This window comes from Acinetobacter sichuanensis (assembly GCF_003024515.2).
Classification (GTDB): domain Bacteria; phylum Pseudomonadota; class Gammaproteobacteria; order Pseudomonadales; family Moraxellaceae; genus Acinetobacter; species Acinetobacter sichuanensis.
Genome location: NZ_PYIX02000019.1, coordinates 72,400 through 80,909 on the forward strand (window position 1 = coordinate 72,400; position 8,510 = coordinate 80,909).

10 protein-coding genes are annotated in these 8,510 nt (G+C 33.9%); 6 read left to right on the forward strand and 4 right to left on the reverse strand.

The window, feature by feature from the left end:
- The first annotated feature begins 24 nt into the window (after positions 1–24).
- Positions 25–924: a L(+)-tartrate dehydratase subunit alpha gene (gene ttdA, locus C9E89_RS12240; RefSeq protein WP_107008620.1), complete on the forward strand. Its 900-nt coding sequence runs from the start codon at positions 25–27 to the stop codon at positions 922–924.
- On the forward strand, positions 921–1,529 hold the full coding sequence (ttdB, locus tag C9E89_RS12245) for a L(+)-tartrate dehydratase subunit beta (protein ID WP_107008621.1): 609 nt from the start codon (positions 921–923) through the stop codon (positions 1,527–1,529). Before ttdA ends, ttdB begins: the two co-directional genes overlap by 4 nt.
- Before the next feature lie 77 nt (positions 1,530–1,606).
- Here ttdB and C9E89_RS12250 read toward each other — a convergent pair whose 3' ends face one another.
- The gene (locus tag C9E89_RS12250; RefSeq protein ID WP_107008622.1) at positions 1,607–2,602 is read right to left on the reverse strand and encodes an aliphatic sulfonate ABC transporter substrate-binding protein; all 996 of its coding nucleotides are present in this window, start codon (positions 2,600–2,602) and stop codon (positions 1,607–1,609) included.
- A 304-nt stretch (positions 2,603–2,906) separates the two neighbouring features.
- On the opposite strand from C9E89_RS12250, the gene C9E89_RS12255 reads away from it, so the two are divergent.
- The 4 genes from C9E89_RS12255 (at position 2,907) to C9E89_RS12270 (ending at position 5,334) form a co-directional block, all read left to right on the forward strand.
- Positions 2,907–3,866 carry a TauD/TfdA dioxygenase family protein gene (locus C9E89_RS12255; RefSeq protein WP_107008623.1) on the forward strand — a complete coding sequence of 320 codons (960 nt, stop codon included), beginning with the start codon at positions 2,907–2,909 and terminating at the stop codon, positions 3,864–3,866.
- Positions 3,867–4,197: 331 nt separating this feature from the next.
- Entirely contained in the window at positions 4,198–4,731 is a 534-nt protein-coding gene (locus tag C9E89_RS12260; RefSeq protein ID WP_107008624.1) for a PadR family transcriptional regulator, read from the forward strand.
- On the forward strand, positions 4,728–5,015 hold the full coding sequence (locus C9E89_RS12265; protein ID WP_107008625.1) for a DUF3861 domain-containing protein: 288 nt from the start codon (positions 4,728–4,730) through the stop codon (positions 5,013–5,015). The genes C9E89_RS12260 and C9E89_RS12265 overlap by 4 nt, the downstream gene beginning before the upstream one ends.
- 46 nt (positions 5,016–5,061) lie before the next feature.
- Positions 5,062–5,334 (forward strand): DUF2798 domain-containing protein, encoded by a 273-nt coding sequence (locus C9E89_RS12270; RefSeq protein ID WP_107008626.1) that lies wholly within the window; start codon positions 5,062–5,064, stop codon positions 5,332–5,334.
- A gap of 149 nt (positions 5,335–5,483) precedes the next feature.
- Here C9E89_RS12270 and C9E89_RS12275 read toward each other — a convergent pair whose 3' ends face one another.
- From C9E89_RS12275 to C9E89_RS12285, 3 genes are all read right to left on the reverse strand, one after another.
- Positions 5,484–6,056: a TetR/AcrR family transcriptional regulator gene (locus C9E89_RS12275; RefSeq protein ID WP_107008627.1), complete on the reverse strand. Its 573-nt coding sequence runs from the start codon at positions 6,054–6,056 to the stop codon at positions 5,484–5,486.
- Positions 6,057–6,081: 25 nt separating this feature from the next.
- Positions 6,082–7,281, reverse strand: a complete 1,200-nt coding sequence (locus tag C9E89_RS12280) for a multidrug effflux MFS transporter (RefSeq protein ID WP_107008628.1) — start codon at positions 7,279–7,281, stop codon at positions 6,082–6,084.
- 305 nt (positions 7,282–7,586) lie between these two features.
- Complete coding sequence (locus C9E89_RS12285; RefSeq protein WP_107008629.1) at positions 7,587–8,441, reverse strand: helix-turn-helix transcriptional regulator; 855 nt, start codon at positions 8,439–8,441, stop codon at positions 7,587–7,589.
- Between the last annotated feature and the right edge of the window lie 69 nt (positions 8,442–8,510).

Here is an 8,510-nt window from a genome sequence, read left to right on the forward strand (position 1 = left end):
GTAGATATTGAAGAGGAGTACCACATGGACAAGCAAATTGCAGTCGAGTCTTTGACTGATACCATGGCAAAATTTACCGCTTATATTGGTAAACGATTACCCAAAGATGTAAAACGTAAGCTCATTGAATTGCGAACATTGGAAACCAATCCTTTGGCAAAGTCGATTTATGATTCTATGGATGAAAATCAGGAAGCGGCAGATCGCCTCAATCGTCCTAGCTGTCAGGATACGGGGGTAATTCAGTACTTTGTCGAAGCGGGTGCAAATTTTCCGCTATTAGGTGAATTACAGGATATTTTAAGAGAGGCGACTGAAGAAGCTACGCGTACAGGTCCATTAAGACATAATGCAGTTGAAACTTTTGATGAAAAAAATACAGGTACCAATACAGGAACACAAATTCCGTGGTTGGATTGGCGTATTGTCCCAGAATCAAACAGTTGTACGATAGATGTCTATATGGCGGGTGGCGGTTGTACCTTGCCTGGCGCAGCCAAAGTACTAATGCCTGGTCAAGGCTATGAAGGCGTTGCTGAATTTGTGATGGATGTCATTACAGAGCGAGGCGTCAATGCTTGCCCACCACTTTTGGTTGGTGTCGGCGTTTCAACTTCTGTTGAGACAGCAGCACGATTGTCTAAACTTGCCATTATGCGTCCTGTTGATTCGAAAAGTGAAAATTCACGTGCAGCATTAATGGAAGATTTGTTGGAACAAGGCTTAAATGAAATTGGCATTGGTCCACAGGGATTGACTGGAAATAGCAGTGTTATGGGGGTCAATATTGAATCTTCAGCCCGTCATCCTTCTACTATTGGGGTGGCAGTGAATACAGGTTGCTGGGCACATCGACGTGGCAAGATCAAAATTAACTCAGATATGTCTTATGAAATTCTATCTCATGAAGGAGTTGTACTGTGAAGAAAATTTTAACGACTCCCATCAAAGATGAAGATTTAGCAGACTTAAATATTGGCGATGTTGTGTATTTGACTGGTCGTTTGGTGACTTGTCGTGATGTGGCACATCGACGATTGATTGAGCAGGGGCGTGAGTTACCTGTCAATCTTGAGGGTGGTGCAATATTTCATGCAGGTCCAATTGTCCGAAAAAAAGAAGATGGGCAATATGAAATGGTATCGATAGGACCAACAACCAGTATGCGTATGGAAAAATTTGAACGCCAGTTTATTGAAAAAACGGGTGTAAAATTGATTGTTGGAAAAGGTGGAATGGGTCCTGAAACAGCCGCAGGTTGTCAGGAATTTAAAGCGGTACATGCAATTTTTCCTGGTGGCTGTGCCGTATTGGCTGCGACGAAGGTTGAGGAAATTGAAGGTGCAGAATGGCTAGACTTGGGAATGCCTGAAACGCTTTGGATCAATCGAGTTAAAGTGTTTGGACCCTTAATTATTTCAATTGATACCAAAGGAAATAATTTAATTCAGCAAAATAAAGCAGAGTTTCAAGCAAAAAAAGCGCCTGTATTGGAGCGAATTAGTAAAGAACTAAGCTTTATTCGCTAGTCGGTTGTAAGATCAAGACAACATCTTCAATTTAGTCATGTTGTCTTGATTTTTTATTTAGAACATTCATCTTTTATTTATTGAGAGAGCCATGCCGCTTTCTGAATATCAATTTTTTGAGGAATTAATTTAACTGTATAAAAATAATCAGCAATTTGTTGTTGAGAATGTAAAATATTTGAATTTACAGCACGAATAGTAATATCTTTAGGACGTTTATCTAAAGACTTTTTTGCAATATTCGGATCTTGCCCAATTGCTTGAGCATAATAAGTGATTGTTTGTTCAGGATGCTGTGTCATCCATGTGTTTGCATTGTTCGCTACAGTGATAAATTTACTGACAACATCAGGATGAGCATTTAAATAGTGAGGATTTGAAATATAAAATTGATAAGTTGCAGGAAATGAAGCACCGTCAATCAGTACTTTCGCTTTGGTATCACGTTCTGCGACCGCTAAAAAAGGATCCCAAATGACCCATCCATCAAGAGCGTGTTGGTCAAAGGCGGCACGCGCATCAGCTGGTGCTAACCAAACAGGCACGATATCAGACCAAGTTAGATTTGCTTTTGCTAATATTTTTCCAAGTAGCTCATGCGAGCTAGAACCTTTTTGAACAGCAATACGCTTTCCTTTTAAATCAGTAAGTGTAGTAATAGAACTATTATTAGGAATAATCAGAGCTTGTGAACGAATAGGTACAGCTTCATAGGCAACATAGCTGATATTTTTCCCTGCAGCTTGAGCAAAAATAGGCGGAGTATTTCCTACAAAACCCAGATCTACAGCTCCAACCGAAAGAGCTTCCAGCATTTGCGGTCCTGCTGGAAATTCTTTCCATTGAATTTTTGCCTCAGGAAATTGTTGTTCTAGTAATTTTTGTTGTCTGACGATGAGGAGTGTAAGCGCTGATTTTTGATAACCAACAGTAATATTTTTAATTGTGGTAACTTGTTGTGATGCATTAGATTTTTTACTAGAAGACACAGGTGTTTTAGGTTTTTGACAAGCACTTAGTCCAAATATAAATAGAGAAGTTAAACCGATTGAAAAAGTTGTCTTGAATCGCATAATTTATTTTCATTGATCAAAATATCATTAAAATAAAGTAATCAGCTTTGATTTGAATGTTTAATCATTTATTTTTGATTATTTAAAATTTTTTAATATAAAGCTGACTTACTAGAGCATTAAATGGCATTTTTTTGAAAAAAACGTGACTTATTTTGAAATTTAATCGAGTTTTTTAAATGATTTTTCTTGTTCTTTGGCATCGTAAATTTATTTGATAAGCTATTCATTTTTTAACATTTGTAAGATTTTTTGATTGTTTTAATCTGAATATTAAAAGGATATCAGATGAGATAATGAAAAAATGACCAATTTAAGCCAACTTTCACAAGCCATTCAGAATGCGCCACAATGGCATTTTTCTGAACAATTCCAAAATGATAATGAAATTAAAATAGTACCATTAAAAGATCAGGCTTTAGGTGCAGAAGTGTATGGTTTAGACGCGCGTAAAGCACAATCGGGAGCAACTATTTTTAAACTCAAGCAGGCTTTGGCTGAACATTTAATTTTGATTTTTAAGCAACAAAGTTTGGATGATTTACAGTTTTTAGCATTTTCTAGTTATTTTGGCGCTATTTTTAGACCAAGTGCTGATAATCCTGTTTTAGGCAGTGCATTAGATACAGGTACACCGCCTGATGTCGTTCCTGTGTCCAATGCGGTAGGACAAGGTGATTATACAGGGAATGGTGAATTGTCTCCCCATGCAGATCATCAGTGGACGCCAACACCTTCATTTGGTTCGTTATTATATGCAGTTGAGCTACCTAAATTGGGTGGAAAAACATCTTGGTATAATACAATCAAAGCATATGACGCCTTAGATGAACAAACAAAGCAACATATTGAACATTTACAGTTAATTACCTATAACCCATTTGTTCGTGCACAAAGCAATAATGGTCAACAAAATTATGCAATAAATACACCATATTATCGTTATAAAGATCAACCTATTTTAGGGCATGCTTATCCACATCCTTTAGTGAGAACACATCCTGAATCTGGACGTAAAGCACTATGGTTAAATACACGTTCTGAAGTTGAGTTGGTAAATTATGATGATCAAAAAGGAAGCGATTTAGTTGCTCAGTTACGTGAACATATTTTAAAACCTGAATTTAAATATGAACATCACTGGCAAGTTGGAGATATTGTATTTTGGGATAATCAAGCGACTTTACATTCTCGTGAGCCGTTTCCTGCGGATCAACGACGTTTGTTAAAGCGCGTTAGTCTCGCTGGTGGTCGACCATTTTAGTCAAAATAACATGAGATTTAAACTGAAAATAAATCTCTAACGCTTGAGTTAGGGATTTAAATAAATATATTTAAAACAATAATATAGATTTATTTTTTGTAATGAGAATATTAAATTTTAGTCAAAATAAATTGCTTGAAAATTGTTATAAGCAGTTATTGTATTCATCCCGATAAAGCCAAAAAAATACTTCAATAATTTTTTAGATTTATTTCATACCTTTAAAAATGCTGAATGGAATGAGTGAGATAAATTTACACTCATTTTTTAGTTGAGATTTTTATTAAGACTTATTAAGATATATCTTAATGAATTTGTATTGATTAAATTTATGAATGAAATATTGAGTAATACATTGTTGAATGATTCGGATCAAAGCTCACGTAAAAGCCGATTATTTGAATCTGGGCATATGAAGTTATTAGTTCTTACGATAATCGAAAAAAACTCAAGATATGGCTATGAAATTATTAAAGAAATTGGTGATCTCGTTGGCGGTGGATATACACCAAGTACAGGGACAATTTATCCAACTTTGGCATATCTAGAAGATATGCAATTTATTGATGTAGAAAAGCGAGAAGGTGCACGTAAACATTACACAATTACACTTTCTGGAAGAGAGTATTTAACAGATCAAAAAGATCAATTAGAACAACTATTTGGTCGTTTAGAAACCCGACGCAAAATTCAAAATAATCATCAATATTTAGATATTCATCGTGCAATGGAAAATTTAAAAACAGCATTAAGACTTCAGTTAAAAAACAATACGTTGAATGATGAAATTATTCATCAAATTGCAAAAAGTATTGATCAAGCCGCTGTTGAGATTAGTCGTATAAAAAATGAGGCGCAATCATGAAACAGCATGAGTATCAAGTTATTGTAAAACATATTGCCGATGCCAAAGGGCATCCATCCACCTATGGACAGGATCTAACATTCACTACTTATAATCATGATGATATTTTTAAAGTACTCGGTTATTTACAGGAAAAAAATCTACTGAATGATGAGTCGGTAAAGCCTTTTGCTGTCGGACTAAAGTTAATGGGAGAAGTGTTATTAGAAAATAAAGAAATTCCTTTATTTAAAGAATTTTTACCACATTTTATTGAGTTGATTAAGTCACTTAAAAAGCTTTAAAACCATTGTTGTATTTTTTAAATGAATGAATATGAGTTGCTAAACGATGCAAAAAACTTCTTTTTTTAAGATACAGAAAATCCATGTAAAACATATGTCTTGGTTGATGCCTTTATTTTTATCAGGCTTAATGAGTGGATCTTTATCTTGTTTTAATCTTTTTATGAATCAAGGCTGGATAGATGGTTTTTTCTATAAGTGGCTTTCCATTTGGTGTTTATCATGGGTTGTTGCTTATCCATTAATTTTAATCTTTATTCCTTTGGTTAAACGTTTTTTAATGTTGATTGTTCACATACCTAAAACACCTGTAAAATGATCAAAATTTTTAATGCCATTTTAAAATGAAAGATCTAGCGATTTTAATTTTATAAGCATGAATGAAAATTTACTTATTATTTAATCAGTGACTAGTACAATCGTTTGTGCTAATCACTCAATAATTTATTTTATTGATATTTATGTAAATTATTTTTTCATGCTGTTACGATATAACATCAGCATTGCATAAAGACGACGTTCATACATCGTTCCATCATAGAGCAATTCTACACTCAAACTATCTAAGATTCCTAAATATGCATCTGTATAAAGCTCTTGATCTTGTGGACTGATCAGTGCTTGGGAGAGTTCAGCCTTGAATAATCTCATGACATTTTCCATATATTTTCTATATGCTTCAATCACATGATCTATAAGATGTGTAGGCGGAACATAAGCAATTCGTGTCAAAAACTGTGAAGTAATTGCATTTTCATAACGAGACTTAATGGCATATAAATACGCTTCGCCAGGTAACTCATAAGTTGAATGATCTTTAAAACAGGTCTCAAGATAGGCACATTCAATTGTTAATGCATCTTCTAATAACTCTAAAAATAAAGCATCTTTACTTTTAAAATGTGTATAAATAGATGCTTTACGAATGCCTACAGCCTCAGCAATCGCATTTAAAGATGCACCTTCATAGCCATTACGAACAAAATGCTCAAAAGCCGCATCAATAATACGTTGTTTAGATTTTGAGCGAGATGTTGTCATGATGGGATGAGTTCCTATAAAAAAATTAGTGATGAAGCGCGTGTGCTTGCGTATTTCGAGTTCCCATAAATACCAGTACCAAAATTAAGGGACCAATAGAACCCAATAACATTAACCAATATAAGGCATCTAATTCAACCAATTGACCAGCAAGAGGCGTTGCAGTTGAAGAAAGAAGCATCGGAAATGCACCTAATAATGCTGCACTTGAACCTAAAGCCGTTTTTTGTGAGTCCATTGCAATCGCCATAAGCGTTGCTTCTAATATACCCAACCCAAATAAACCAAATGCAATACCAGACACAATGCCAATAAGACCGATATCTAAAGTGTGCATAAAAATACAAAGACTACTACCAAACATCATGATAACAGCACCAATCATGGCTAAGCGTGAAATCGCCATTTTCTTGACTAAATAAGCAGATGAGGAAGCACCCATAATTAAACAAATACTGGTTAAGCCGAAAACAAGTCCAAATTGTTCTGAACTTAAGCCATAATTTTTTTGATAAACAAATGATGAACCGCCAATATAGGAAAATAAAAAGAAATAGACAGCAGATAAGGCAAGTAAATTAAAAATAAATACTTTGTTTTTTAAAATTTTTATATAGCTTTGTGAGACAGCATATAAATTTAGCTCAATGCGCTTATTTACAGCTAAACTTTCTTTCAAGTTAAAAATGGTATTTAAAAAAACAGAAATTCCTAAAAAGCCTAAAGCAAACATGACGCCTCTCCAGCCATAGTGAGCGCCGACAATACCGCCAATGGCAGGTGCTACGATTGGACCTAATGCCACAATCGTATTTAGTAAAGCATAAAGTTGGGCTGCTTCTTTTCCTTCTGTCAAATCACGTACCATGCTCATGACAATAACGATTGCCATAGAAGCACCAATGCCTTGCAATGCTCTTGCACAAATCAGACTTTCTAGGCTTGATGCCAAAGCTGCCCAAAACGAAGCGCCAATATAAATGATCAAGCCCAATAATAATGGTACTTTGCGTCCAATTGAATCGGATAAAGGACCAAAAAATAGCTGTCCGACTCCCATAAAAATAAGAAATACAGTCAGTGTAATTTGCGTGGATGCATAAGATGTATGTAGATCTTTTGCCATATTTGGCATAGATGCTAAATACATATCAATAGCTGCTGGACCTAATGCAACAATAACTGCGAGAGATATGGTGAGTTTTAAACTCACGGATGTATTCATATAAATCAACTTTAACTACCTAACGATAGGTAGTTTTATATAGGATAGAACAACGATTTTCAATCAATATTTTTAATTTATTTGCGGATAAAAAATTATTGTGCGTATCTATTTAAATAAATTTATAAAAATTCAATATTTGTTTTGAACCTAATGTAAAAGACGATTTGAATGTATGGTGGGTTTTATTAAAAGTGTATATTTTTCTAAATGAAAGTGTTTATCTATGAAAAGTTTGTCCATTTTCAAAGTGATCAATAGAATATATTGAAATTTTAGGTATATTCTATTGATATATAAAGTTTTTAGGTCTGATAAGTTTTATGGCTATAAACCAAACTAAATAGCTCTCGTTGTGATGAAATTTCTAATTTTACATAAGCCCGCTTACGATGAGTCGCAATGGTATTAATCGAAATACTTAAGATTAAACCAATCGCAATTGCACTATAACCTAAGGTGATATAAGCACAGATTTCAGACTCACGATGCGTTAATCCATAACGACATAAAATATGGCTAATTTTTTCAATTTTAAGCTGACGTTCTTCAGATGAGGAGTGTTCAATAACTTGCTGCTGGTTTTCAAAAGATGTATCTATAAGCGTTGGATGATTTAACTGCATCAATTTTGCATGTTGAACGGTACTTTGAACAATTAAATTGGATATACGTGTTAAGAATAACTTTTGATGATTTAATAAACGTCGTGCTGATTTATGGCGACATAAATTAATTGTATAAAAATGATCACCAACCTTATAGCTCCATGCGATTTCTTCACCAATTTCGAAAGGATCATAATATTTTTCTAAAATAATTTTAGAGTTTTTATCATTGCTTTTTAAGGTATTAATATCTAAAAAATGCGTACTGGCAATAAATGTAGAATTATATTGAATGTATTTAAATAATGGATCTGTATCATAATCAAGTGACATCCATGTTTCTATACTGCCATCAATTTCTTGATGATTATTAAAATCAATTTTGTAAGAGGACATGAGCTTACGTGGTTTTTTTTGATTTTCAGTATATTGATAACCTAAACAAGCAATAATTCCTAAATTTTCATGAAATAGATTCAGTAGTGAATGACCAAAATTATTTGAACCACTTGAAGAAATTAATGATGTAAGCGCCTCAGTTGAAATATTCATAATATTCCTTTATGTAAGCTAAGTTAAATTTTTTGCTAACATCCTATTAGCAATTTTTAGAGAATTTTC